This is a genomic window from Promicromonospora sp. NPDC050880, assembly GCF_044456525.1.
In the GTDB taxonomy this organism is placed as follows: Bacteria; Actinomycetota; Actinomycetes; order Actinomycetales; family Cellulomonadaceae; genus Promicromonospora.
Map to the genome: position 1 here is coordinate 153,105 of NZ_JBITFV010000004.1, position 21,746 is coordinate 174,850.

23 protein-coding genes are annotated in these 21,746 nt (G+C 73.1%); 7 read left to right on the plus strand and 16 right to left on the minus strand.

All coding sequences use genetic code 11. From position 1 onward, the window contains the following. Positions 1 to 64: 64 nt before the first annotated feature. Both ACIBBF_RS09775 and ACIBBF_RS09780 read left to right on the plus strand, forming a co-directional pair. A complete protein-coding gene (locus ACIBBF_RS09775) occupies positions 65 to 1,276 on the plus strand; it encodes a sensor histidine kinase (RefSeq protein ID WP_397412883.1) in 1,212 nt (403 codons plus the stop codon). Beyond that, complete coding sequence (locus ACIBBF_RS09780; RefSeq protein ID WP_397412884.1) at positions 1,273 to 1,932, plus strand: response regulator; 660 nt, start codon at positions 1,273 to 1,275, stop codon at positions 1,930 to 1,932. The genes ACIBBF_RS09775 and ACIBBF_RS09780 overlap by 4 nt, the downstream gene beginning before the upstream one ends. 118 nt (positions 1,933 to 2,050) lie before the next feature. Here ACIBBF_RS09780 and ACIBBF_RS09785 read toward each other — a convergent pair whose 3' ends face one another. Together ACIBBF_RS09785 and ACIBBF_RS09790 are read right to left on the minus strand one after the other, a co-directional pair. Next, positions 2,051 to 2,383, minus strand: coding sequence for an L-rhamnose mutarotase (locus ACIBBF_RS09785; protein ID WP_397412885.1), 333 nt, complete (start codon positions 2,381 to 2,383; stop codon positions 2,051 to 2,053). A gap of 8 nt (positions 2,384 to 2,391) precedes the next feature. Then, positions 2,392 to 2,520 (minus strand): hypothetical protein, encoded by a 129-nt coding sequence (locus ACIBBF_RS09790; protein WP_397412886.1) that lies wholly within the window; start codon positions 2,518 to 2,520, stop codon positions 2,392 to 2,394. A 201-nt stretch (positions 2,521 to 2,721) separates the two neighbouring features. Between ACIBBF_RS09790 and ACIBBF_RS09795 the strand changes: the two genes are divergently transcribed. Further along, positions 2,722 to 3,504, plus strand: coding sequence for a hypothetical protein (locus ACIBBF_RS09795; protein WP_397412887.1), 783 nt, complete (start codon positions 2,722 to 2,724; stop codon positions 3,502 to 3,504). A gap of 96 nt (positions 3,505 to 3,600) precedes the next feature. Here the strand turns inward: ACIBBF_RS09795 and ACIBBF_RS09800 are convergent, their stop codons facing one another. The 3 genes from ACIBBF_RS09800 to ACIBBF_RS09810 form a co-directional block, all read right to left on the minus strand. Beyond that, positions 3,601 to 3,813, minus strand: coding sequence for a DUF5302 domain-containing protein (locus tag ACIBBF_RS09800; RefSeq protein WP_397412888.1), 213 nt, complete (start codon positions 3,811 to 3,813; stop codon positions 3,601 to 3,603). Between the two features lie 116 nt (positions 3,814 to 3,929). Then, positions 3,930 to 4,400 carry a transcriptional regulator NrdR gene (nrdR, locus tag ACIBBF_RS09805; protein WP_397412889.1) on the minus strand — a complete coding sequence of 157 codons (471 nt, stop codon included), beginning with the start codon at positions 4,398 to 4,400 and terminating at the stop codon, positions 3,930 to 3,932. A 119-nt stretch (positions 4,401 to 4,519) separates the two neighbouring features. Beyond that, positions 4,520 to 4,960, minus strand: a complete 441-nt coding sequence (locus ACIBBF_RS09810) for a LysM peptidoglycan-binding domain-containing protein (protein ID WP_397412890.1) — start codon at positions 4,958 to 4,960, stop codon at positions 4,520 to 4,522. Positions 4,961 to 5,211: 251 nt separating this feature from the next. On the opposite strand from ACIBBF_RS09810, the gene lexA reads away from it, so the two are divergent. Beyond that, positions 5,212 to 5,985, plus strand: coding sequence for a transcriptional repressor LexA (gene lexA / locus ACIBBF_RS09815; RefSeq protein WP_397412891.1), 774 nt, complete (start codon positions 5,212 to 5,214; stop codon positions 5,983 to 5,985). Positions 5,986 to 6,102: 117 nt separating this feature from the next. Here lexA and ACIBBF_RS09820 read toward each other — a convergent pair whose 3' ends face one another. The 8 genes from ACIBBF_RS09820 to hflX form a co-directional block, all read right to left on the minus strand. Further along, on the minus strand, positions 6,103 to 7,092 hold the full coding sequence (locus ACIBBF_RS09820) for an L-lactate dehydrogenase (protein ID WP_397412892.1): 990 nt from the start codon (positions 7,090 to 7,092) through the stop codon (positions 6,103 to 6,105). Positions 7,093 to 7,101: 9 nt separating this feature from the next. Further along, positions 7,102 to 9,207: an ATP-dependent DNA helicase gene (locus ACIBBF_RS09825; RefSeq protein WP_397412893.1), complete on the minus strand. Its 2,106-nt coding sequence runs from the start codon at positions 9,205 to 9,207 to the stop codon at positions 7,102 to 7,104. Between the two features lie 22 nt (positions 9,208 to 9,229). Next, entirely contained in the window at positions 9,230 to 10,117 is an 888-nt protein-coding gene (locus ACIBBF_RS09830; RefSeq protein WP_397412894.1) for a carbohydrate ABC transporter permease, read from the minus strand. A 1-nt stretch (position 10,118) separates the two neighbouring features. Continuing rightward, the gene (locus tag ACIBBF_RS09835; RefSeq protein WP_397412895.1) at positions 10,119 to 11,090 is read right to left on the minus strand and encodes a carbohydrate ABC transporter permease; all 972 of its coding nucleotides are present in this window, start codon (positions 11,088 to 11,090) and stop codon (positions 10,119 to 10,121) included. A gap of 16 nt (positions 11,091 to 11,106) precedes the next feature. Continuing rightward, complete coding sequence (locus tag ACIBBF_RS09840) at positions 11,107 to 12,477, minus strand: ABC transporter substrate-binding protein (RefSeq protein WP_397412896.1); 1,371 nt, start codon at positions 12,475 to 12,477, stop codon at positions 11,107 to 11,109. A 71-nt stretch (positions 12,478 to 12,548) separates the two neighbouring features. After that, positions 12,549 to 14,201 carry a glycoside hydrolase family 13 protein gene (locus tag ACIBBF_RS09845; protein ID WP_397412897.1) on the minus strand — a complete coding sequence of 551 codons (1,653 nt, stop codon included), beginning with the start codon at positions 14,199 to 14,201 and terminating at the stop codon, positions 12,549 to 12,551. Between the two features lie 53 nt (positions 14,202 to 14,254). After that, positions 14,255 to 15,286, minus strand: a complete 1,032-nt coding sequence (locus tag ACIBBF_RS09850) for a LacI family DNA-binding transcriptional regulator (protein WP_397412898.1) — start codon at positions 15,284 to 15,286, stop codon at positions 14,255 to 14,257. 140 nt (positions 15,287 to 15,426) lie between these two features. Next, complete coding sequence (gene hflX / locus ACIBBF_RS09855; RefSeq protein ID WP_397412899.1) at positions 15,427 to 16,968, minus strand: GTPase HflX; 1,542 nt, start codon at positions 16,966 to 16,968, stop codon at positions 15,427 to 15,429. 210 nt (positions 16,969 to 17,178) lie between these two features. On the opposite strand from hflX, the gene ACIBBF_RS09860 reads away from it, so the two are divergent. Further along, positions 17,179 to 17,778 carry a class I SAM-dependent methyltransferase gene (locus tag ACIBBF_RS09860; RefSeq protein ID WP_397412900.1) on the plus strand — a complete coding sequence of 200 codons (600 nt, stop codon included), beginning with the start codon at positions 17,179 to 17,181 and terminating at the stop codon, positions 17,776 to 17,778. A 4-nt stretch (positions 17,779 to 17,782) separates the two neighbouring features. Here the strand turns inward: ACIBBF_RS09860 and dapF are convergent, their stop codons facing one another. The 3 genes from dapF to ACIBBF_RS09875 form a co-directional block, all read right to left on the minus strand. Continuing rightward, entirely contained in the window at positions 17,783 to 18,748 is a 966-nt protein-coding gene (gene dapF / locus ACIBBF_RS09865) for a diaminopimelate epimerase (protein ID WP_397412901.1), read from the minus strand. Continuing rightward, complete coding sequence (gene miaA, locus ACIBBF_RS09870; RefSeq protein WP_397412902.1) at positions 18,745 to 19,737, minus strand: tRNA (adenosine(37)-N6)-dimethylallyltransferase MiaA; 993 nt, start codon at positions 19,735 to 19,737, stop codon at positions 18,745 to 18,747. The genes dapF and miaA overlap by 4 nt, the downstream gene beginning before the upstream one ends. 83 nt (positions 19,738 to 19,820) lie before the next feature. After that, positions 19,821 to 20,441: a hypothetical protein gene (locus ACIBBF_RS09875; protein ID WP_397412903.1), complete on the minus strand. Its 621-nt coding sequence runs from the start codon at positions 20,439 to 20,441 to the stop codon at positions 19,821 to 19,823. A 132-nt stretch (positions 20,442 to 20,573) separates the two neighbouring features. Here ACIBBF_RS09875 and ACIBBF_RS09880 point away from each other — a divergent pair, with 132 nt between their 5' ends. Further along, the gene (locus tag ACIBBF_RS09880; protein WP_397412904.1) at positions 20,574 to 21,173 is read left to right on the plus strand and encodes a YbjN domain-containing protein; all 600 of its coding nucleotides are present in this window, start codon (positions 20,574 to 20,576) and stop codon (positions 21,171 to 21,173) included. After that, positions 21,170 to 21,736 (plus strand): YbjN domain-containing protein, encoded by a 567-nt coding sequence (locus ACIBBF_RS09885; protein WP_397412905.1) that lies wholly within the window; start codon positions 21,170 to 21,172, stop codon positions 21,734 to 21,736. Before ACIBBF_RS09880 ends, ACIBBF_RS09885 begins: the two co-directional genes overlap by 4 nt. The last annotated feature ends 10 nt before the right edge of the window (positions 21,737 to 21,746 follow it).

Sequence of the window (21,746 nt, forward strand, 5' to 3'; positions counted from 1 at the left end):
CACCGGACGAGGGGACGTCACGCGCGCCGCCATGGGGGATGATCGCTGCCGGGGAGGGAGGACCATGCGCACCACACGTGAGTCGCTGCAGTGGCAGACCTGGGTCGTCGCGGGCCTGTGCATGGTCGTCGACGGCGCGGACACGCTGCTGAACGGCGGCCTGGGCGGCGGCGGTGGCGTCGTGCTGATCGTCGCCGTGCTCCTCGTGGACGCGACCCTCGCGACGCCCGCCCGGTACTCGGGGTGGGTCGCGGCCCTGCACTCGGTGTTCTGGGTGGTCGCGACCATGGCCTCGGGCGTGAACCCCGGGGACGACGGCGGCATGCTGGTCGCCGGCTACCGGGCCGGTGCCTGGCTGCGTGGCCTGCCCGCCGTCGGGGCGCTGCTGGCGCTGGCCTCCTGCACCGTCGCCACGGGGCTGCTCACCGGGAGCTCCGTGGACGCGGCGTCCGTCGTCGAGCTGATCAAGGTGGCCGTGCTGCCGTGGCTCGTCGGCCGCTACACCTCGGCCCGGCGTGCCTACCTGGCCACGCTGGAGCAGCAGGAGGAGCGCGAGCGTCGGGACGCCCAGGAGGCGGTGCGGGCGGCGGTCGCGGAGGAGCGCAGCGCGATCGCCCGCGACCTGCACGACGTGATCGTGCACCACGTGTCCGCGATCTCGATGCACGCCGGGGCGGTACGTCTGCGGTTGAGCGCGGCGACGGCCGGCGCGTCGGGCGCGGTCCCGACGGCGCTGGAGGGGCTGCGGTCCGTGGAGACCTCGAGCAGGGCGGCGATGGTCGACCTGCGCCACCTGCTGGACGTGCTGCACGGCACGCTGCCCGACGGCGCCCGCCAGCCGGGCCTGGACAACCTGGAGGAGCTGTTCGACGGGGTCCGCAAGGCCGGGATGCCGGCCACGCTGCACGTCCTGGGGTCGCCCCGCGAGATCCCGCAGTCGCTCGACGTGGCCCTGTACCGGGTGGTGCAGGAGATGCTGACGAACGCGCTCCGGCACGGCGACGCCTCCGGGGTCGAGGTGACCCTGACCTACGGTGACGCCGGGCTCGCGGTCGTCGCCGACAACCGGGTGGGGGCCGACGCCCGCCCTGCGGGCTCCGGTTCCGGACGGGGCCTGGCCGGGATCCGCCAGCGCGTCGGCGTGTTCGGCGGCCGCGCCGAGCACGGGCTGCGGCCCGACGGGACGACCTGGCGCACCACGGCGGTCTTCCCCCTGACCGAGGACCCGGGGCCGCAGCCCCGGGCCGGCGCCGGCCTGGAGGCGGGACGGACGTGACTGCCGCCGCCCTGCGAGTGTTCCTCGCCGACGACCACGCCATGCTGCGCTCGGGCATGCGGGCCATCATCGAGACCCAGCCCGACCTGGAGTGCGTGGGCGAGGCCGCCGACGGCCGGGCTGCGGTCGCCGAGATCGCCCGCATCCGGCCCGACGTCGCCGTGCTGGACGTCCGGATGCCGAAGCTGGACGGGCTGGACGCCACGAGGCTGATCGTGGCCGACCCCGCAAACCGCACCAAGGTGCTGGTGCTGACCACTCATGACAGCGACGAGTACGTGTACCGGGCGCTGACCGCCGGCGCGAGCGGCTTCCTGCTCAAGAGCCTCCCGCCGGAGGAGCTGATCTCCGCGATCCGTGTCGCCTCCCGCGGGGACGCCCTGATCGACCCGTCCGTCACCCAGCGCCTCATCGCCCGGTTCGCCGCCGGCATCGCTCCGGCGCAGGTGCCGCCCGAGGTGGCACGGCTGACGCCGCGCGAGCGCGAGGTGCTGCACCTGGTGGCCGCCGCGCACAGCAACGCGGAGATCGCTGCCCGGCTCTACGTCGGCGAGGAGACCGTCAAGACGCACGTCTCACGCATCCTGACCAAGCTCGGCCTGCGCGACCGGGTGCACGCCGTCGCCTACGCCCACCGGCACGGCCTGACGGGCTGAGCTCCCGGCCGGCGCGCCCCCGGCTCAGGCGCCGAGGGCCCGCTCGTCGACGAGACCCCGCGCCGCCAGGTCCCGCCAGAGGGCCACAGGTGCAGGTGGGCACCGACGAGGTGGCGCGTCATGGCAGGTGCCACACCTCCTGCATGTCCCGCCACCGGTCGCCGGGGGCCGCACCGGTGCCGAACGGCGTCTGGCACGGGTCGGTGTGCGTCCACCACTCCTGGGTCACCGGGTCCTGCGCGATCCGGGCCATGTCCGCCTCGTGGTCCTCACCGGTGTACTCGTAGTAGGCGAACAGCGTGTTCTCCAGCACGAAGATCGTGTAGTTGTGCACGTTGCAGGCCTGGAGCGTCGCCTCGACCTGCGGCCACACGGCGGCGTGCAGGCGCAGGTACTCGTCGCGCTTCTCCGGGACGACGTCGACGACGAGCCCGTGTCTCTCCACAGCCATCTCGGCGGTCACTCCTTCGTCCCGGCGGCGGTCATGCCCGCCACCGGGAATCGTTGCGGGAACAGGAAGATCAGCAGCACGGGTGCCACCGACAGGAGGGTAGCGAGCGCCGGCGCGGGCAGCTCGACCGTCGTCACGCCGGCGGCCGTGGGGTTGGACTGCGCAGGTTCGGCAGCCTCGCGGCCAGGCCGGTCCGTTCGGACAGGGTGGGCGACCCTGGCTCGCCCGACCTTCGTCCCGGACAGGACGGACCAAGGCAGTGGATCGGCCGGACGATCGGCTCTGCCGCTCGGGGCCGACCGGCTGGTGTCCTGGTGCCGGGCAGGAGGAGGGTGGTCATGCACGGCAGCTCGCGCAATGCCGTCGGCGCGAACCGACGTCGGCCGGATCGACACGATCGGCACCGGTGGATCCTGGCGGTCTCCGTGGGCGAAGGCGTCGGTTTCACGCTCGCCGCATCCCTGGCGATCCTCGGCACCGTCGCCGGGATCGACGGCGCGGGCAGGGTGGTTCTCGCGATGGTCGGTGGGGCCCTGGAGGGTGCAGCCCTCGCGACCGGGCAGTACCTCGGGATGCGCGCGCGACGCCCTGCCGCAGGGCGATGGATCGGCGCCACGGCACTTGCGGCGGCGCTCGCATGGTTGCTCGGGATGATGCCGAGCACGGTTGGCGTCGAGCTCAGCGAACCGGTCGCGCTGATCGCTCTCGGGTTCGGCGGGGTCGTGCTGCTCGTCGCCATCCCTGCCGCGCAGTGGCTGGTGCTGGCACGACCAGGCACACTCCGCTGGGTTCCCGTGAATGCCGGCGCATGGTTGGTCGCCATCCTCTGGACCCTTGCCCCGTCTCCGTTCATCGACGAACACAGCCCGGTCGCCATGGTCGCTGCCCTCTACGTGCTGGCCGGGGTGCTGATGGCCGTCACCTTCGCGTCGCTCACCGCGGGTGTCGCAGGTTCACTCTTCGTTCCCGGCGCGACGCAGGAGGCTGCCCGGGAAGCCGGGCGAGAGCCTGGCGACCGACGTGCGCCCGGCACGTCGGCGGCTGGGTCCGGCGGCAGCACCGACCACACCTCGGCCGGCACTCGTGGACAGCCGTCGGCCCCCACGCGACGGCCACCGTGACATCTCCGTTGCATCGTCGTCCGCGCGGTGCTGCCCGGCACGACAAAGGCCGCCGACCTGGTCGTTCACCAGATCAGCGGCCCCCGCCACCTCGTCTCAGCCGCTCTTGCGCCGGAACATCTTCTGCACGGGACCGGTCGTCTCCGACCCGTGCACCGCGCCCGTGTTCACGTCACCCGCCGACGTACGCTGCCGGGCCGCGTTCTTGCGGTCGAGCGCTTCCTTGAAGCGCGCCTTCGCGTCCGCGCTCGGCGCGGTCGGGGTCGTGGGCTCCTGCGCCTGGTCGGCAGTGGGCTTCTCGTCCGTCACACCGATCACCTCCTTGAGTTTCGGGGGTCCCTCGATCGGGTCCGTCGTCCGGCCCCAGCCTGCACCACACCCAGCCCGGGTGCCAGCGCATTTCACCGAGCCGGGGCGCAGCCGGCTCAAGCCTGCGCGGCCGTCCGTTCCGCGCGCTCGGCGCGCAGCGACGTGATGGCGCTCTCGAAGTCCTCGAGCGAGTCGAAGGACTGGTAGACGCTCGCGAACCGGAGGTAGGCCACCTCGTCGAGCTCGCGCAGCGGCCCGAGGATGGCGAGGCCCACCTCGTAGGCGTCGATCTCCGCGCTGCCGTTGCTCCGCAGGGTCTCCTCGACGCGCTGGGCCAGGATCGCAAGGTCGTCGTCGCTGACGGGACGGCCCTGGCAGGCCTTGCGCACGCCCGCCGCCACCTTGTCACGGCTGAAGGGCTCGGTGGCCCCCGACCGCTTCACCACCGACAGGCTGGCGGTCTCGACCGTCGTGAACCGCCGGTTGCAGTTCGGGCACTGCCGCCGGCGCCTGATCGACAGGCCGTCGTCGGCGGTCCGTGAGTCCACCACGCGCGAGTCAGCGTGGCGACAGAACGGGCAGTGCATGCTCACTCCTGCGTGGTCGACCACGGACCGGAGGCCTCCGGTCGCGCCCCGACCGTAAGCGGGCAAACCACCGCCATGCAACATCGCCGCAACATTTGACGGCGAACCGTGTCCCCGGGTCACTCCTCGGGAAGAAGAAGGAGCTGACCCACCCGGACGCTACCGGACGACATCTCGTTCAGTTCCTGGAGCCGAGCCACCGCGTCCCGGACGTCCTCGCCCGGCCGGACCATCTCCTGCGCATATCCCCAGAGGGTCTCCCCCGGCTGGACCGCGTGCACCCGCACCTCGACGGGTTCACCCGGCGAGCTGGCCACCGCCGTGGCACCCCAGGTGGCCATCGGCGCCACGAGCAGCATGGCCAGCAGCACGAGCACCACGCGGCCGCGCCGCGTGATCCGCAGCCCGGCCAGGCCGAGCCGCTCCGCGACCGTGCGCGACGGCGCCTGCGCGTGGGGCCGGACCACGACCGGCCCGATCGGCCGCACCGGCGCGTAGGTCTCGGTGTACGCCGGGGTGTACGCCGGTGTGTACTGCCGCAACGGGATCACGTCCCCCATGGCCCCTCCTCGAAGAGCGAGTCGAACCTCTGTCCGTCATACACGCGTTCGTCGAACGCACGTACCATTGTGTAGCACGAGACACCGGCCGTGTCGAGACACGCTCGAACATTCGTTTGAGCCGAGCCGCTTTGTGACCTAGAGTGGGTCCCGCAGAGGAGAACATTTGTCGGAACGGGAGGGGCACGGGTATGACGGGACGGGACGAGACCAGCGACACGAGAGCCGTCGACACGGCACTTCCTGTCGACATGACAGTCTCTGGCGTCGCCACGCTGGACGCGCCGGGCGACGAGGCGGTCGCCGACGTGCACGCGATCTCGCCGGCAGACCGCCTCACCGAGCGCCAGCGCCTCGTGCTCGACACGATCCGGCAGTCCTTCGAGACGCGCGGCTACCCGCCGTCGATGCGTGAGATCGGAGAGGCCGTCGGCCTCGCGAGCCCGTCCAGCGTCAAGCACCAGCTCCAGATGCTGGAGAAGAAGGGCTTCCTGCGCCGCGACCCCAACCGGCCGCGTGCCATGGAGCTCGTCGAGCCGCTCGCCGAGCAGGTGGACAAGCCGTCGCGCGGGGAGATCCACTGGCCCGAGCCGCGGCGCAGCGGCCAGATCCACTGGGGCAGCTCGGTGCCGGACGACGCCGGCACCCCGCCGCCGTCGTACGTGCCGCTCGTCGGCCGCATCGCGGCCGGTGGCCCGATCCTCGCCGAGCAGGTCGTCGAGGACGTCTTCCCGCTCCCCCGCCAGCTCGTGGGCGACGGTGAGCTGTTCCTCCTCAAGGTCGCGGGCGACTCGATGGTCGACGCCGCGATCTGCGACGGGGACTGGGTCGTGGTGCGTCGGCAGAACGTGGCCGAGCAGGGCGAGATCGTCGCCGCCATGATCGACGGCGAGGCCACGGTCAAGACGTTCAAGCAGGCCGGCGGCCACGTGTTCCTGCTGCCGCAGAACCCGGCCTACGAGCCCATCCCGGGTGACGAGGCGCAGATCCTGGGCCGCGTCGTCGCGGTGCTGCGCAGCCTCTAGGCGCCCGCGGCGGAGCGCGGAGCGCCCGTCCGCGATCCGATCGGTTCGACCCCCCGCGGTCGAAGCCGCCGGGTCGCGGGCGGGCGCTCCGGCATCACCGGCGGTGCGCGGCCAGGCTCAGAACCCGAAGCGCCGCAGCACCCCGCGCACGCTCTCGGCGGACGCCCGCAGGCCCACCAGCTCCTCGTCCGACAGCGGCACGCGCACCGTGCCCGGGACCCCGCGGCGGTCCACGAGCGAGGGCACCGACAGGCACACGTCGCCGATCCCGTGGTAGTCGTCCAGCAGGGACGACACCGGCATGATCCGGCCCTCGTCCTTGAGCACCGCCTCGATGATCCGGGTGGCTGCGAGGCCGACGGCGTAGTTGGTGGCGCCCTTGCCCGCGATGATCCGGTAGGCCGAGTCCACGACCTCGCGGTGCACCTCGGCCCGCACCGCGGCGTCCAGCGGCGGGTGGCCGGCCAAGGGCTCCCACTCCAGCAGCGGTACCCCGCCGATCGAGGCAGAGCTCCACAGCGCGATCTCCGAGTCGCCGTGCTCCCCCGCGATGTACGCGTGCACGTTGGCGACCGCCACCCCGCAGCGTTCGGCGAGCCCTGCCCGCAGCCGCGACGAGTCGAGCACGGTGCCGCTGCCGAACATCTGCTCGCGGGGCAGTCCCGAGATCTGGAGCGCCGCGTACGTGACCACGTCCACGGGGTTGGTGACCATCAGGTAGGTCGCGTCGGGCGCGACCTCCACCAGGGGTGGCAGGATCTGGCGCATCAGGCCGATCGTTCCCTCGGCGAGGTCGAGCCGGGTCTGCCCGGGCTTCTGCTTCGCCCCGGCCGTGACGACCACGACGTCCGCGTCCGCGCAGACGGCCACGTCGTCCGAGCCGATCACGTGGGCCTGGGAGGTGAACATGAGCCCGTGCCGCAGGTCGAGCACCTCGGCCTCGACCTTGGCCCGGTTCACGTCGTGCAGCGCGATGGTGCGCGCCGAGCCACGGGTGAGCGCGGCGAAGGCCAGCGTGGAGCCGACCGCCCCCGCCCCGACGATCGCGAGCTTCGTGGTCCGGGCTGCGGGGCTTCGGTCGGCCGGGACGTCCGAGATGGCTGCCATGCGCCTAGGTTAGGTGTCCAGCCTGGCCAGCGCGGCGCGGACGAGCGCCGGATCGGTCGTGGGCCAGAACCCGGGCATCGACCGGGTGAGGAACGACGCATAGCGTGCGGTGGCGAGCCGCGGGTCGAGCACCGCCACCACGCCCCGGTCCTCCGTGCTCCGTACGAGGCGCCCCGCGCCCTGCGCGAGCAGCAGGGCCGCATGCTGGGCCGAGACCGCCATGAACCCGTTGCCGCCCGCCTGCTCCACGGCGCGGGCACGGGCCGCCTTGACCGGGTCGTCGGGGCGCGGGAACGGGATGCGGTCGATGAGCACGAGCTGGCACGACGGGCCCGGCACGTCGACGCCCTGCCAGAGGGACAGCGTGCCGAACAGGCACGTCGCCGGGTCCTGCGCGAACTCGCGCACCAGCGTGGGGAGCTGGTCGTCCCCCTGCGCCAGGATCGGCACGTCGAGTCGCTCCCGCATCGCCTCCGCCGCCGCGTTCGCCGCGCGCCGCGACGAGAACAGACCGAGCGTGCGGCCCCCCGCCGCCGTGATGAGCTCCGCGATCTCGTCGAGCTGCGCCTCCGTGGTGGGTTCCCGGCCCGGCGCCGGCAGGTGCCGGGCGATGTACAGGATGCCCTGCCGCGGGTAGTCGAACGGGCTGCCCGCGTCGAACCCGTGCCACGGCGGCGCGTCCTCGCCCTTGAGCCCGAGCGTGCCGGCCACCGCGTCGAACGTGCCGCCCAGGGCCAGGGTGGCCGACGTGAACACGCCGGTCGACTCCCCCAGCAGGTGGGTACGGATCAGGCCCGCCACGTGCAGCGGGGCAGCGTGCAGGCGGGTCACGTTGTCGCCGAAGCCGCCCCAGCCGTTGTCCGGGCGCGAGCACCACAGGACGTCGGACGTCGTGTCCTGGGCGGCCATCCGCTCGGCCGTCTCGAACAGCTGGAGCATGGCGCCCTGCGCCATCTTCAGGCCGGGATCGGGCTGGCCGGCGTCCTTGCCCTTGGCGCCCGCGGCGTCCGGCTTGAGGGCGCTCAGCACCTCGCGCGCGGCGTCGCGCACCGCGGCCACCGCCGTGCGCAGGTCGTCCGGCAGGCCCTGGGGGAAGCGTTCGGCGGGTGCCGTCACCAGGAGCGTGCCGAGGTCCTGTGCGGCCTTGTCCAGGGCCTCGGTGCTGGTCCCGGCGTTGCGGCGGGCGAGCCGCGCCGCGTTCTCGACCGACGCCATGGACAGGTCCACCGTGGCGGACGAGGTGACGCGGTCGGTGAGCTCGTGCGCCTCGTCGACCACGACCACGTCGTGCTCCGGGAGCACGCCCGGGCTGCCGGTGGCCGCGATGCCGAGCATCGCGTGGTTGGTGACCACCACGTCCGCCTCCCGGGCCGCGGCGCGCGCCTTGTCGGGAAAGCACTCGGCGAGCATGGGGCACTTGCCGCCCAGGCACTCCATGGCCGTGACGGACACCTGGCGCCAGGCCCGGTCCGGCACGCCGGGCACGAGGTCGTCGCGGTCGCCGGTGTCGGTCTCGCCCGCCCACTCGTGCAGGCGCCGCACGTGGTCGGCGAGCGTCGCGCCGTCGTCCCGGCGCCGGCCACGGGGTGCCTGACCGCCCGGTGCGTCCTCCGCCCGGGGATGCTCCTCCCCGCCCGGCAGGTCGAACAGCGTCGGCTCGTCGGCGGGGTAGCCGCCGCCCACCTTGTGCACGCACAGGTAGTTGTGCCACCCCTTGAGCAGCGCGATGCGCGGCTCGCGCGGCAGCAGCGGCGCCACCGCTTTCGCCACGAGCGGCAGGTCACGCGTGATGACCTGCCGCTGGAGCGCGAGGGTGGCCGTGGAGACGATGACCTTGCTCTGCGCCGCCACGGCGTGCCGTACGGCGGGCACCAGGTAGCCGAGCGACTTGCCCGTTCCGGTACCCGCCTGGACCAGCAGGTGCTCGCCCTTCTCGATCGCCTCGCCGACCGCGACCGCCATGCGGTGCTGCCCTTCTCTGCGCCCGCCGCCGAGCTCCCCGACCGCGAGATCGAGGAGCTCCTCGACGTCGGGCACGTCCTGCGTGGCGGTACTGTCGGCGGGTGCGTCGGGAAGGCTGGTCACGCACTCGATCCTAGGCGGGGGCGGTGACATCCACCCCGCCTCGTCCACAGGCTCACCCCTTCACGGCACCCCCCAGCCCGGCACCGCTGAGGAACAGCCGCTGGAACGCCAGGAACAGCGCGACGGGCAGCACCGTCGAGATCGCGAGCGCCGCCAGGAACACGTCGAGCTCCAGGTAGGGCGCGATGGCGGGCAGCCGCACGGACAGCGGCTGGTTGCCCGGGTCGGGCAGCACGAGCAGGGGCCAGAGGTAGTCCTTCCACGCCGCGATGACGGCGAACACCGAGACCACGCCGAGGATGGGCCGCGACATCGGCAGCACGATGCTCCACAGCAGCCGGAACGGCCCGGCGCCGTCCACGCGGGCGGCCTCGAAGACCTCACGCGGCAGGCCGTCGAAGAACCGTTTGACCAGCAGCACGTTGAACGCGCTGGCCCCCATGGGCAGCCAGACCGCCCAGAACGTGTTGAGCAGGCTGACGTGCAGGAGCGGCACGTCGAGGATGGTCAGGTACAGCGGCACGAGCAGCACCACGGACGGCACGAACAGGGTGGCCAGGACGAGCCCCAGGATCACGTTGCCGTAGCGCGGGCGCAGCACCGACAGGACGTAGCCACCCGTGGTGGCCACCAGGAGCTGGAAGAACCAGGCCCCCACCGCCAGGATCAGCGTGTTGGCGAAGTAGTGGTCGATCTCGGCCCGGGTCCACGCGGTGGCGAGGTTGGCCCAGTCGATCCCGTTCGGGAAGAGCCCGAGCGGGTCGCGCAGCGTGTCCTGCGTGGGGGTGACGGCAGCCTTGGCGAGCCACAGGACGGGTCCGAGCCCCACGACCAGCAGCGCTGCCAGCAGGCCGCCCTGCAGCACGCCGAGGGTGGCCCGCACGCTCGGCCGTCGGCGGTCGTGGGCGGAGATGATGCCGCGTTCGGTCTCGACTGCCATCTCAGGAGCTCCAGGGTCGGGTCACGCGGAAGTAGACCGCCGACAGCACGGCCAGGACGGCCGCGAGCATGAGGCTCAGGGCGGTCGCGGCGCCGTAGTTGCCGCCGAGGCTGCTGCCGAACGCGTAGTCGTAGATCAGCATGAGGACGGTGAGGGTGGCGTTGTTGGGGCCGCCGCCGGTGAACAGGAACGGCTCCAGGAACACCTGGGACGTGCCGATCACCTGGAGGATCAGCGTGATGAACAGGACGCCGCGCAGCTGCGGGAGCGTGACGTGCCAGACCTTGCGCCACACGCCGGCGCCGTCCACCTCGGCCGCCTCGTAGAGCTCGGTGCGCACGCCGACCAGCGCGGCGAGGTAGATGATGACGGTGCCTCCGGCGGCCGCCCAGGTGGCCTCCAGGACCAGCGACGGCATGGCCGTCCCGGCGTCCTGCAGCCAGGGGTAGGGTCCGAGGCCGAACCAGCCCGCGACGGTGTTGAACACGCCGGTGGGTGAGGCGTCGTAGAAGAACTTCCACAGCAGCACGGCCACCACGGGCGGCACCACCACGGGCAGGTAGGCCAGCGCCGAGTACAGGCCGCGCATCCGCCGGACCTCGCTCATCAGCACCGCGGCGGCCAGGGGCACCGGGTAGCCGAACACGAGCGCGAGCAGCGCGAACCAGAGCGTGTTGGCCACGGCCTTGCCCAGCAGCGGGTCGGAGAGCACGAACACGAAGTTCTCCAGGCCCACGAACTCGGGCGCGGTGACGAGGTTGGTCTGTTGGAAGCTCATGACCAGCGCGCGGCCGATCGGGAACCAGGAGAAGACGCCGAACACGAGGATCATCGGCAGGGCGATGACCAGGGTGCTCAGGCCGCCGTCGCGCAGCCAGTCCCGGGGCGTGCGGCGGACGCGCCGGCCGGGCCGGGGCGACGACGGCGGGGTGTCCGCCGTCGTCGCCCGCAGAGGGCTGGACAGGGTGGTCATCTGGGTCGTCGCCGTCTCAGGCGCGGTCGAGCAGGTTCTGGACCTGCACCTGGGCGTCGGCGAGCAGCGCGTCGATGTCCGCGTTCTCGTCGGTGAGCACCGCCTGGACCACCGGGTCGAGCGCCGCGTAGACCTCCTGGGTCGCGACGGCGGGCTCGGGGATGACCGGCTGGTCGAACATCTGCTCCGTCATGGGCGCGAAGTTCTCCAGGGGCACGTTGACCAGGTCCTTGATCCAGCTCTGCTGCTCCTCGTAGGTCTCGCGGTCGAAGATCGGCAGGGCGGGGGCACCGACGGGCTGGTCGGTCTCGGCGGCCACCTCGGCCTCGGCCACGGCGGCGTCCTGGTCGGTCAGCTTCGAGATGTAGTAGAAGTCGATCCACTTCACGGCCGCGGCCTGCTCGGCCTCGGACGCCGCGGAGCTCACCGCGGCGAGCGTGCCGCCGCCGAGCGTGCCGGCATCGTCGCCCTCCAGGGGCAGCACGGTGACGCCGTACTCCTCGGGGTCCATCTGGTTCTGCGTGAACAGGTTGGGGTAGTTGGCGCCGCCCGAGACGTACATGCCGATCTTGCCGGCGGCGAAGTCCTGGTTGATGGTGCTCCAGTCGTACAGGAACGACGACCCCATGGAGTTGTCCTCCCAGCGCATGTCCCGCAGCATCTCCAGGGCCGCGACGGTGGCGTCGTTGTCCACGGTGGCCGTGGCCTCGCCGCCCTCCCCCTCGACCACGCGGCCGCCGAGCGCGTACGTCTCGGTGGTGAGGATCCAGCCGCCGGTGTTGCTCTGCGTCATGTGGGCGTAGCCGGCCTGGCCGGTCTCGTCCGCGATCTTCTTGGCGGCCTCCCGCACCTCGTCCCACGTGGTGGGCGGGTTGTCGGGGTCGAGGCCGGCCTCCTCGAAGAGCCGGCGGTTGTAGTGCAGGCCCTGGTTGTAGGCGGCGATCGGCACGGCCCACATGCCGCCGTCGGCGTCCTGGCCGGCCGCGGCGATGGTGGGGTTGAACTGGTCCGCGTACGGCAGCTCGGCCACCAGGTCGCTGACGTCGGCGATCTGGCCCGCCTCGATGAGGGCCCGGCCGTCGGTGAACGGGATCGGGAAGACGTCCGGCAGGGTGCCGCCCGCGAGCTCGGCCGCGAACGTGGTGCCCGACCAGGTGAACTCCTTGGTCTCCACCTGGATGTCCGGGTTGGCCTCCTCGAACTGGGCGATGCGCTCGTCGAACGCGTCGATGGCCGCCTGCTCCAGGCCGGCGTCGATGGAGACCTCGATGGTCACCGGGCCCGTCGGGTCGTCCGAGGCCTCGGACTGCGACCCGCAGGCCGTGAGGGTACCGGCCACGGACAGGACGCCGAGCGCGAACGCCGCGCGCTTTCGTGCTGACTTCATTGTCACTCCTTGGTCTGGTGCCGCAGGGGACGCGGCACGTCGGGGAAGGGGGTTGTGGGGAAGGGACGGGTTCAGGGCGCCGGGCGCAGCCAGACGGCGACGTCCGGCCCGACGACGCCGTCCACCGGGCCGCTCGACAGCAGCACCGTCGCGCCGTCGGGCAGCGGGACGGGATCCGCCCCGAGGTTGACGACGCAGGCGAAGCCGGCGCCGCGCGTGAAGGCGAGCACGTCGTCGCCGAGGTCGAGCCAGGCGAGCGGCTCGGTGTGCAGCGCCGGGAGGTCGCGCCGCAGGTGCAGCGCCCGGCGGTAGAGGGTGAGCATCGAGCCGGGGTCGCCGGCCTGCGCCTCGACGGACCGGCCGGCCCAGTCGCCGGGCTGGGGCAGCCACGGCGCGGCCCCGCCGTCGGGGCCGAACCCGAGGCTGGGGCCCGTGCGGGTCCACGGCAGCGGTACGCGGCAGCCGTCCCGGCCCGGGTCCACGCCCTCGGACCGGAAGTGCATCGGGTCCTGGATCAGCTCCCGCGGCACGTCCGCCTCGGGCAGCCCGAGCTCGTCGCCCTGGTAGACGTAGAGGGCGCCCGGCAGCGCGGCGACCAGCAGCGCGGCCGCCCGGGCCCGGCGGGTACCGAGGTCCAGGTCGGACGGCGTGCCGAAGCGCTTGGCGGCGAAGTCGAAGGACGAGTCCTCGCGGCCGTACCGGGTCACGGGCCGGGTGACATCGTGGTTGGACAGCACCCACGTGGCGGGCGCCCCGACGGGCGCGTGCGCCTCCAGGGTGGTCCGGATCGACTCCCGCAGCTCCTTCGCGTCCCAGGGGCGGGCCATGAAGTCGAAGTTGAACGCCGTGTGCATCTCGTCCGGGCGCAGGTACTGCGCGAAGCGCTCGTGGTCCGCGAGCCACACCTCGCCCACCAGCACGCGGGGCTCCGCGTACTCGTCGGCGACGCGGCGCCAGCCGCGGTAGACGTCGTGGATCTCGTCGCGGTCCAGGTGCGGGTGCTCCCCCGGGCCGGGCGTGGCGGGCACCTCGGGCAGTGCCGGGTCCTTGACGATGAGCGCCGCCGAGTCGATGCGGATGCCGGCCGCGCCGCGGTCGAACCAGAACCGCAGCACGTCCTCGTGCTCCTGCCGCACGTCGAGGTGGTTCCAGTTCACGTCGGGCTGCTCGGGGGTGAACAGGTGCAGGTACCACTGGCCGGGCGTGCCGTCGGGGTTGGTCGTGCGGGTCCAGGTGTCGCCCTGGAAGCTCGAGACCCAGCGGGTCGGCATCTGGTCCCCACCGGGTCCCTTGCCGTCGTGGAACCAGAACCTCTCCCGCTCCGGCGAGCCGGGGGCCGCCGCGAGCGCCGCACGGAACCACTCGTGCTCGGCGGAGACGTGGTTGGGCACCACGTCGACGATGGTCCGGATGCCCAGCTCGCGGGCCTCGGCGATCAGCGCCTCGGCGTCCTGGAGCGTGCCGAAGGCCGGGTCGATCGTCCGGTAGTCGCGCACGTCGTACCCGCCGTCGGCCAGCGGGGACGCGTACCAGGGCGTGTACCAGACGGCGTCCACGCCCAGGTCGCGCAGGTACCCGAGCCGGGAGCGGACACCGGCGAGGTCCCCGGTGCCGTCACCGTTCCCGTCGGCGAAGCTGCGGGGGTAGATCTGGTAGATCACGGCGCTGCGCCACCAGTCGCCTGCTGCTGCGCGCGGTTCGGGCGCGCCGGACGTCGTCGTCATGCCGTGAACCGTAAATCACGTGACAACGACCGCGCAAGAACTCGACAGAAGGTTTATCGTTTTGCGACAGACTTCGCCCGCTCGTGCGCGGCCGCCGTCGACGCCCGGACGACGAGCTCCGGCTCGAAGAGCAGCTCGTCCCGCGGTACGTCGCTGCCGTCCACCAACGCCGCCAGCAGGTCGACGGCGGCCCGGCCCATGGGCTCGATCGGCTGCCGCACCGTGGTCAGCGCGGGGTCGGTGGAGTTCATCAGGGCGGAGTCGTCGAAGCCGACCACGGAGACGTCCGCCGGGCAGGACAGCCCCACGCGGCGCACCGCCCGGATGGCACCCAGCGCCAGCGGGTCGCTCGCGCAGACGATGGCGGTGGCGCCCCGCTCCACGAGCCGGTTCGCCGCGGCCTGGCCGCTCTCCAGGGAGTACTGCGAGTGGGCCACCAGGTCCGGGTCCAGCTCCAGGCCGTGGCGCTGCGCGAACCGCCGGGCCGCCGCCAGCTTGCGCTCCGACGGCACGTGGTCCGCCGGGCCCAGGAGCAGCGCGATCCGCTCGTGCCCCAGCGAGACCACGTGGCCCAGCGCCTGCTCGACGGCTACCAGGTCGTCGCACGCCACGCTCGGGAACGCGAGGTCCTCGATGGCCGCATTGATGAGCACCACGGGCAGGCCGAGCTCCTCCAGGCGGCGGTAGTGGGCGTGGTCGGCCTGCCGCTCGGCGTAGAACCCGCCCGCGAAGATGACGCCCGAGACCTGCTGCGCCAGGAGCAGGTCGATGTACTCGGCCTCCGTGATGCCGCCCGCGGTACGGGTGCACAGCACGGGGGTGTACCCCTGCTGGGCCAGCGCACCGCCGATCACCTCGGCGAACGCGGGGAAGATCGGGTTCACGAGCTCGGGCAGCACCAGCCCCACCAGCTTGCCGCGGCTCCCCCGCAGCTTGGTGGGCCGCTCGTAGCCCAGCACGTCCAGCGCCGTGAGCACGGCGTCCCGGGTGCCCTGGGACACCCCGGGCTTGCCGTTGAGCACGCGACTGACCGTCGCCTCGCTCACGCCGACCTTCTTCGCCACATCCGACAACCGTCTCGACATGCGTCGATCCTAGCCGCGATCAACGCAAACCGCTTGCGTGGCTTGCAGAACTGCGCAAGCGACTTGCGTGACCATGTCGCCGAAGACGTCGGACGCCCAGGTCACCGGGGGTGACCTGGGCGTCCGAGACGTGGGGCGGGTCAGGACAGGACGGCGACCTGCCGCAGCTCCGTGGCGAGCTGCTCGTCCACACGGCCGCGCAGGTGCGTCCCCGCCGCGACGTGCTCGGTGAGCTCGATGTCGCCGTGCTCGTGCACGCGGTGCACCAGGTCGCCCCGGTCGTACGGGACCACCAGGTCGACCTGCACGCCCGGGCGCGGCAGCTCGGCCGCGATCCGCGCGCGCAGTTCCGCGATGCCCTCACCGGAGTGCGCGGAGACGACGGCGGTGTGCCGCTCGCGCCGCTGGATGCGGCCGACGACCGTCGGGTCGGCGACGTCGGCCTTGTTCAGCACCACGATCTCGTGGACGTCCTCGAACGCCGGGATCTCGGACAGCACCTCGCGGACGGCCGCGATCTGCCCCTCCGGGTCCGGGTGGGACGCGTCGACCACGTGCAGCAGGATGTCGGCGTCGCCGACCTCCTCCAGCGTGGACCGGAACGCCTCCACCAGCTGGTGCGGCAGGTGCCGCACGAACCCGACGGTGTCGGTGAACGTGTAGACGCGGCCGTCCTCCGTGCGGGTACGTCGCACCGTCGGGTCCAGCGTGGCGAACAGCGCGTTCTGGACGAGCACGCCCGCGCCGGTCAGCGCGTTCAGCAGGGACGACTTGCCGGCGTTGGTGTAGCCGGCGATCGCCACCGCGGGGATCGCGTTGCGCTTCCGGCTGAGCCGCTTGGTCTCGCGGGCCGGCTTCATCGCGGCGATCTCGCGCCGCAGCTTCGCCATCCGGTCACGGATGCGCCGCCGGTCCAGCTCGATCTTGGTCTCACCGGGACCACGCGAGCCCATGCCGGCGCCCGCGCCGCCCACCTGGCCACCGGCCTGGCGGGACATCGACTCGCCCCAGCCGCGCAGGCGCGGCAGGAGGTACTCGAGCTGCGCGAGCTCGACCTGGGCCTTGCCCTCACGGGACTTGGCGTGCTGGGCGAAGATGTCCAGGATCAGCGCGGTGCGGTCGACGACCTTGACCTTGACCACGTCCTCCAGCGCACGGCGCTGGGACGGGGCGAGCTCGCTGTCGACGATCACGGTGTCCGCGCCGGTCGCGAGGACGACCTGCGCCAGCTCCAGGGCCTTGCCGGAACCGAGGTACGTGCCGGGGTCGGGCTTCTGCCGGCGCTGCAGCAGGCCGTCCAGCACCTGGGAGCCGGCCGTCTCGGCCAGCGCCGCGAGCTCGCGCAGCGAGATCTCCGCGTCGCGGGCCGCGTGCTCGCCGCCCGAGAACAGGCCGACGAGCACCACCTTCTCCAGGCGCAGCTGCCGGTACTCGACCTCGGTGACGTCCTCGAGCTCGGTCGACAGGCCGGCCACGCGGCGCAGCGCGGTGCGCTCCTCGAGGTCCAGCTGGTCGCCGTCGGCCACGGTGTGCACCGTGTCGCCGTCGGCACGTGCGGTCCCCGCCCGAGCGAGAACCCGTGCCACGACATCGTTCGCGATCGCCTGGGCGTCTGCCTGGGACTCGCGGAGTTCGGGCGTCTCCTCTGCGGGGAGCTCGGGCTCTGTCGGGGTGTGGGTCATGTACTACCTAACTCTCGATGGTTCTTGCACTCGTACAACAAGGATCCCACGCCCGAAAGTCCCGCGGCCATGTCTTTCCGGGCCTCGTGCACCGCTCTGCGCGAACAGGGCCGGTCAAGGGGCGGTCAGAGGTCCGGCCACCCATCCTGTGGGGCATCCCCGGGTGGCTCATCTCGGTCGCCGCACCCGGCGAGCGCCTACGATTGCGCGGTGTCCAGCGACCACTACTTCACCGCACAGCCCGCCTCGGACGACGAGCGCCGCACCCGCACCGTCCGCCTCGCCGGGCGCGAGCTGGAGGTCGAGGTGGCGTCCGGCGTCTTCTCCCCCGGCGGCGTGGACAAGGGCACGGCCGTGCTGCTGGACCACGTGCCCGCGCCCCCGGCCGCGGGCGACCTGCTCGACCTCGGCTGCGGCTGGGGCCCGATCACGATCACGCTGGCGCTGGAGGCACCCGAGGCCACGGTGTGGGCCGTCGACGTCAACGAGCGCGCGCTCGACCTGGTGCGGCGCAACGCGGACCGGCTCGGGCTGACCAACGTGCGGGCCGTCCTGCCCGACGACGTCCCCGACGACGTGCGGTTCGCCGCCTGCTGGTCCAACCCGCCGATCCGCGTGGGCAAGCAGGTGCTGCACGAGCTCATGACGCGCTGGCTGCCCCGGCTCGGCCCGGGCGCTGCGGCGTGGCTCGTGGTGCAGAAGAACCTGGGCTCGGACTCCCTGGCCCGCTGGATCACCGAGACGCTGGGGCTCCCGGTGGAGCGGACGGCGTCGTCCAAGGGATTCCGGGTGCTGCGGGTGACGGGCTGACCCGTCAGAGCGAGACCCGCCCCGAGTAGACCAGCTCGGCGGGCCCCGCGAGCTCGACGTTGCCCCCCGGCAGCAGCCGCACCCGCACCTCGCCGCCCGGCACCTCGACGATCCACGTGTCGGGCGCACCGGCACCCGAGGACCCGCCCTGCCAGGTCCGCACCGCGAGCGCCGCGGCGCAGGCACCCGTGCCGCACGACGGCGTCTCGCCCACCCCGCGCTCGTGCACCCGCATCCGCAGGCGCCCGACGACGCCGTCCGGCCCCTCCTCCTCGCCGAGCGGCACCACGAGCTCGACGTTGGTGCCGTGCGGCGGCACGGGCGCCACCTCGGGCGCGTGGAAGAGCTCGAGCGCGGCGAGCTCGTCCACGCTCGCGAGGGCGACCACGGTGTGCGGGTTGCCGAGGTCGACGCTCAGCGCGGGGCGCGGGGCGCTCCAGCCGCGCACCGCCACGGCGGCGTCGTACCCGTCGGCCGCCGCGGACTCGCCGCCGGGCAGGAACCAGGGGCCCATGTCGACGGCGTACCAGCCGTTCGCCTCCTTGGTCACGCGCTTGACGCCCGCGCGCGTGCCGACGCTGAGGGGGCCGGCCGTCAGGTCCGCGACGCCCTGCTGCTCGGCGAACGCCGCGAAGACGCGCACGCCGTTGCCGCACATCTCGGCCACGGAGCCGTCGGCGTTGCGGTAGTCCATGAACCACTCGGCCGTCGGGTCCTGCGCGAGGGCGGCCTGGGCGGCCTCCTCGCCCGCGCGGGCCAGGGCCGACGTCGGGGCCAGGCGGATGACGCCGTCGCCGCCGATACCGCCGCGCCGGTCGGCCAGGCGCCGGACGTCGTCCGAGCTCAGGTCGCTCGATCCCTCGACGTCCGCGATCAGCACGAAGTCGTTCCGGGTGCCGTGACCCTTGGTGAAGGCGAGCGTGCCGGGCGTCGGGGCAGAGGGCGCGGGGCTGGTCGCGGGCTGCGTCATGAGCCCAGGCTACGGCGCACGGGCTCGCTGCCCGTAACCGGCCCCGGCAGGGTGCCGGCGTCGGCGGCGGCCACGATCGCGAGCGCCTCGTCCAGGAGGCGGGGCGAGGCGGCGTCCAGCCAGTGCACGCGCGGGTCTCGCCCGAACCAGCCCATCTGCTTGCGGGCCAACCGCCGGGTGTTGGCGGTGACCGCCTCGCGGGCCTCGGCCTCGGTGGACTCGCCGCGCCACCAGGCCAGGACCTCGGCGTACCCGACGGCGCGCGCGGCCGTGACGCCGAGGCCGGGCCCGGTGCCGCCCTGCTCCGGGCCGGCCAGGGTGCGTACCTCGTCCACCAGGCCGGCGTCCCACATGCGCTCCACACGGCTCGCGACCCGGGCGTCGAGGACCTCGCGCGAGCAGTCCAGCCCGATCTGCACCGCGGGGCGCACGTACTCCTGCCGCGGCAGGTTCGCGGTGTAGGGGCGGCCGGTGATCTCGATGACCTCCAGTGCCCGCACGATGCGGCGGGTGTTGTGCGGCCCGATGCTCTCGGCGGCCTGCGGGTCCAGCCGCGCCAGCTCGGCGTGCAGGGTGCGCCGGCCCTCCGCCTCGGCGCGCGCCTCCAGGCGCGCCCGCACCTCGGCGTCGGTGCCCGGGAAGTCCATCGTGTCGAGCAGCGCCCGCACGTACAGCCCCGATCCGCCGACCACGACGGCGCGCGCGCCCCGTCCGGCGATCGCGTCCAGGTCGGCGCGTGCCGCCTCCTGGTACCGGGCGACGGAGGCGTCCTGCGCCGGGTCCAGCACGTCGAGCTGGTGGTGCGCGATCCCGCGCCGCTGTTCCGGGGGCACCTTTGCCGTGCCGACGTCCATGCCGCGGTAGAGCTGGTAGGCGTCCGCGTTGACGATCTCGGCGGGTGCCCGGTCGGTGCTCAGGGCCTCGGCGAGGTCGAGGGCGAGGTCCGACTTCCCGGTGGCGGTGGGACCCACGACGGCGACGACTATCACGCCGCCACCCTACGGTCGGCAGCGGCCGGTCACGACAGCGCGGTCACGAGACGGTGCTCACGCGAGGCTGGTCGACACGGCGGTCACGAGAAGGTGGTCAGCACGTACGCGGACGGCAGGTGGTCGTGCGCCTGCGGGAAGCGTCGGACGGCCGGCGTCCACGTGTCGGCGCCGGCCAGGCGCAGGGCGGTACGCAGCCCGGGCGTGAGCGCGGCCGGGTCGTCCGGCGCTCCCCCACCGGGCTCCGTCCGGCCCGCCGTCCCTCCGGGGACCGTCCCTCCTGCGACGACCAGGCAGCGGGCCGTGCGCAGCGCCTCGACGGTCCCGTCGTCCAGCGTGTCGTCCGCCGCGGGCACCTCCAGCGTCTCCACGGCGACGTCGGCGCCCAGCACGTCGCGCAGCGCGAGCAGCGCCACCGAGGCTCCGGTACCCGCCGGCGGGAGCGCGTCGTCGGCCCGGAAGGCGCCGCCCGGACCCGGCGGCAGCCAGCGGTCGCCGATGCCGGAACCCGCCAGGGAGGGCCGCATCCGCCCCCGCCGGAGCGCGGGGCCGTGCGCCACGACCAGCGGCAGCAGGCCACCCGAGGTGAGCTCGGCCAGTGCCCCGGCCACAGCGGCGCGTACCGCCGCGAGCGGGTCGGGGCTCAGGCCCGGGACGAGGCCGGCGACGAGCAGCGGGGTCGCAGGCAGGATGACGGCGTGCACGACCTGTGAACGTAGCACCGGGCCGGGCCGGGGGCCGTGCGGGACGGGTGCGCGACGTGGTCCGGCCGATTCCACCCCCTTTCCCCACGAACCCCGCAGCGGGAGGAGGCCTCTGGCGGGTACTGTGGTCAGGTGAGGTTCTTCGGGTCACGACGCCGGAACACGGCGGGCGACGGCGACCGCGCGGCCACCGGCCCGCACCAGCCCGAGCCCAGGGAACTTGACGACGACGAGCTGCGGGCGCAGGTGGAAGGCGTGCTGCTGCGCGAGCTGACGGGAGGGTTGGACGATCCGTCCGCCATCCCCCGCCCCCTGACGCGCGACCGTGTCGTGGAGTGGCTGGGCGACAACGGGTTCAGCTACTTCGTGGACTCGGAGGGCGACGTCGGCGGGCTCTGGCACGGCTGGCTGTTCTACTTCCTGATGGTGGGCGAGAGCTCCGAGGTGCTCCAGGTTCGCGGGCAGTGGCACCGGGACCTGACCATCGAGCGGCTCGAGGAGATCCTCGAGCTGTGCAACGAGTGGAACGCCGAGCGCATCTGGCCCAAGACGTACGTGCGGGTCCGGGACAACGGGGCCGTGCTGGTCTACACCGAGGTCACCGTCGACCTGGAGCACGGTGTCACCGAGGACCAGCTCGACCAGCTCCTGCAGTGCGGGCTGACGACGGGTTCGATGTTCTTCGAGCACCTCGACGAGACGTTCCCCGACCCGCTGAGGTCGGCGCCATGAGCCCGGCCCGCAACAGTGGTGGCGCCGCCCGCTGGCTCGCCCGCCTGCTGAACCCCCGTCCCCCGGCCGCCCGGCGCGGCCAGGGCGTGCAGACCCGTACCCTCGCGGGCGTCCAGGTGGACAAGCCGCGCCCGCTGACCACGCAGCGCGTCGGCGACGACCTCTCGCGCCGCGGCTACCGGTTCCGCATCGACGACGACGGCGACGTGACCGGCACCTGGGACGGCAACCGGTTCTGGTTCCTGCTGCTGGGCGAGCACGACGAGATCCTGCAGGTGCGCGGCCGCTGGGCCGGCGCCCTGCCGCCCGCCGCGCGGCTGGCCGTGCTGCAGGCGGCGAACGACTGGAACCGCGAGCGCATCTGGCCCAAGGTCTACACCCGTGAGGAGGGTGGCGGGCTGGCACTGTACGCCGAGGTGTCGGTCGACTTCGAGCACGGCGCCACGGAGGAGCAGCTCGCTCAGACCGTGTCCTGCGGCCTGGTGACGGCGAGCCAGTTCTTCTCCACGGTGGCGTCGCTGGCCCCGCCGCCGGACACCGACGCGGACACCGACCCGAAGTAGAACCGGGGCG

Bases quoted from the DNA above. Each gene is read 5' to 3' on its own strand.
- ACIBBF_RS09775 (WP_397412883.1), top strand. From the start codon at position 65: ATGCGCACCACACGTGAGTCGCTGCAGTGGCAGACCTGGGTCGTCGCG.
- ACIBBF_RS09785 (WP_397412885.1), bottom strand. From the start codon at position 2,383: ATGGCTGTGGAGAGACACGGGCTCGTCGTCGACGTCGTCCCGGAGAAG.
- ACIBBF_RS09795 (WP_397412887.1), top strand. From the start codon at position 2,722: ATGCACGGCAGCTCGCGCAATGCCGTCGGCGCGAACCGACGTCGGCCG.
- nrdR (WP_397412889.1), bottom strand. From the start codon at position 4,400: ATGCACTGCCCGTTCTGTCGCCACGCTGACTCGCGCGTGGTGGACTCA.
- ACIBBF_RS09810 (WP_397412890.1), bottom strand. From the start codon at position 4,960: ATGGGGGACGTGATCCCGTTGCGGCAGTACACACCGGCGTACACCCCG.
- lexA (WP_397412891.1), top strand. From the start codon at position 5,212: ATGACAGTCTCTGGCGTCGCCACGCTGGACGCGCCGGGCGACGAGGCG.
- ACIBBF_RS09820 (WP_397412892.1), bottom strand. From the start codon at position 7,092: ATGGCAGCCATCTCGGACGTCCCGGCCGACCGAAGCCCCGCAGCCCGG.
- ACIBBF_RS09825 (WP_397412893.1), bottom strand. From the start codon at position 9,207: ATGTCACCGCCCCCGCCTAGGATCGAGTGCGTGACCAGCCTTCCCGAC.
- ACIBBF_RS09830 (WP_397412894.1), bottom strand. From the start codon at position 10,117: ATGGCAGTCGAGACCGAACGCGGCATCATCTCCGCCCACGACCGCCGA.
- ACIBBF_RS09835 (WP_397412895.1), bottom strand. From the start codon at position 11,090: ATGACCACCCTGTCCAGCCCTCTGCGGGCGACGACGGCGGACACCCCG.
- ACIBBF_RS09840 (WP_397412896.1), bottom strand. From the start codon at position 12,477: ATGAAGTCAGCACGAAAGCGCGCGGCGTTCGCGCTCGGCGTCCTGTCC.
- ACIBBF_RS09845 (WP_397412897.1), bottom strand. From the start codon at position 14,201: ATGACGACGACGTCCGGCGCGCCCGAACCGCGCGCAGCAGCAGGCGAC.
- ACIBBF_RS09850 (WP_397412898.1), bottom strand. From the start codon at position 15,286: ATGTCGAGACGGTTGTCGGATGTGGCGAAGAAGGTCGGCGTGAGCGAG.
- hflX (WP_397412899.1), bottom strand. From the start codon at position 16,968: ATGACCCACACCCCGACAGAGCCCGAGCTCCCCGCAGAGGAGACGCCC.
- dapF (WP_397412901.1), bottom strand. From the start codon at position 18,748: ATGACGCAGCCCGCGACCAGCCCCGCGCCCTCTGCCCCGACGCCCGGC.
- ACIBBF_RS09885 (WP_397412905.1), top strand. From the start codon at position 21,170: ATGAGCCCGGCCCGCAACAGTGGTGGCGCCGCCCGCTGGCTCGCCCGC.